A 2,308-nucleotide genomic window follows, 5' to 3' on the forward strand; every position below is an offset into this window, starting at 1 on the left:
AAAAATTGGAAAAACCTAGGTGGTTACAGCATTGCTGGGCTAGCAGCAGCATCTTGGGGACCTGACCGCCTTGATGTTTTTGTAGTTGCTGGTGATCATGCTCTGCACCACAAGTGGATGGGTTGAGAGCAAGATTACTGATTAAGGAATTAAAGGTAAAGAATTAAAAATTAAGAATTAAAAATTAAGAATTACGGATTTTGAATTTTTAATTCTTAATTTTTAATTTTGAATGGTCGCGTTCGCGTAGGGTGACCTACGGTCAAGGGACTTGACGAATAGCTGCTACGGCCTTAAAAACTTTTATCTTTTGCAACTACTTCTTTAGATTGTCGCACAAGTGCTTATCGCTCTCCCTGACATTAGGATTATGCTGCAAATAATTGCGCACCGAATCGCAACTCCTCGCCATTAAAGAGTCTAAGTTTAAGTCTAGATTCCAGAGTTTGATCGTCTCGTCACTACTGCCAGAAGCCAAGGTCTGGCCATCGGAGCTGAAACTAACGCTATCGACATTGTCAATATGCCCCTGAAGGGTGACGATTTCGGTTCCTGTCTCTAGATTCCAGAGTTTGATCGTCTCGTCACTACTGCCAGAAGCCAAGGTCTGGCCATCCCGGCTGAAACTAACGCTATTGACATCGTTATCATGCCCGATCAGGGTGCGGATTACCTCGCCTGTCTTAGGATCCCAGAGTTTGATGGTGTTTTCACTACTGCTAGAAGCCGAAGCCAAGGTCTGGCCATCGGGGCTGAAACTGACGCTAGTGGCAACGCTATCATACATCTTGAGGGTGCGGATTTTCTTACCTGTCTCTAGATTCCAGAGTTTGATCGTAGTGTCATAACTGCCAGAAGCCAAGGTCTGGCCATCGGGGCTGAAACTGACGCTCAAGACAGTGTAAGTATGCCCGATCAGGGTGCGGATTTCCCTTCCCGTCTCTAGATCCCAGAGTTTGATGGTCTTGTCATAACTGCCAGAAGCTAAGGTCTGGCCATCGGGGCTGAAACTGACGCTCTCGACAGCTTCAGTATGCCCGATCAGGGTGCGGATTACCTTGCCTGTCTTAGGATCCCAGAGTTTGATGGTCTTGTCATCACTGACAGAAGCTAAGGTCTGGCCATCCCGGCTGAAACTGATGCTATTTAAAAAGTCATCATGCCCCACGAGGGTGCGGATTACCTCGCCTGTCTTAGGATCCCAGAGTTTGATGGTGTTGTCAAAACTGCCAGAAGCCAAGGTCTGGCCATCGCGGCTGAAACTGACGCTATGGACAACGTGATCATGCCCCTTGAGGGTGCGGATTTCCCTTCTCGTCTCTAGATTCCAGAGTTTGATCGTGTTGTCATCACTGCCAGAAGCCAAGGTCTGGCCATCGGGGCTGAAACTGACGCTCATGACATCGTCATTATGCCCGATCAGGGTGCGGATTACCTCGCCTGTCTTAGGATCCCAGAGTTTTATGATGTGGTCACTACCGCCAGAAGCCAAGGTCTGGCCATCCCGGCTGAAACTGACGCTCCTGAAAAAGTGATCATGCCCCTGGAGGGTGTGGATTTCGGCTCCTGTCTCTAGATTCCAGAGTTTGATGGTGTGGTCATCACTTTCAGAAGCCAAGGTCTGGCCATCCCGGCTGAAACTGACGCTATTGACACGGCCAGTATGCCCGATCAGGGTGCGGATTACCTCGCCTGTCTTAGGATCCCAGAGTTTGATGGTGTTGTCAGTACTGCCAGAAGCCAAGGTCTGGCCATCCCGGCTGAAACTGACGCTCATGACAGTTTCAGTATGCCCGATCAGGGTGCGGATTGTCTTGCCTGTCTCTAGATTCCAGAGTTTGATCGTGTTGTCATCACTGCCAGAAGCCAAGGTCTGGCCATCCCGGCTGAAACTGACGCTCCTGACAACTTCAGTATGCCCGATCAGGGTGCGGATTACCTTGCCTGTCTTAGGATCCCAGAGTTTGATCGTGTTGTCATAACTGCCAGAAGCCAAGGTCTGGCCATCCCGGCTGAAACTGACGCTATGGACAGTTTCAGTATGCCCGATCAGGGTGCGGATTTCCTCGCCTGTCTCTAGATTCCAGAGTTTGATCGTGTTGTCATCACTGCCAGAAGCCAAGGTCTGACCATCCCGGCTGAAACTGACGCTCGTGACATTCTGATCATTCCCCTGCAAGTGGTTGCGTTCGCTGCCTTCATAAAGAACTTTCTGCAGGGCACTCATCACCTGTGGGTCGCTTTTCTTGTGTTTTTGTAGGATTTTTCCTGCCCTAATCGCCTCCACGAAAGCCTCCATTTCTTTATG

At 49.6% G+C, this 2,308-nt stretch carries 1 protein-coding gene; it reads right to left on the bottom strand.

The genetic code is table 11. The features are described 5' to 3' along the window. Positions 1-316: 316 nt before the first annotated feature. On the bottom strand, positions 317-2,308 hold a 1,992-nt coding region (locus F6K37_RS38730), incomplete at its 5' end, for a WD40 repeat domain-containing protein (RefSeq protein WP_287256493.1).

It is taken from the genome of Moorena sp. SIO4E2 (assembly GCF_010671945.1).
Classification (GTDB): Bacteria; Cyanobacteriota; Cyanobacteriia; order Cyanobacteriales; family Coleofasciculaceae; genus Moorena; species Moorena producens.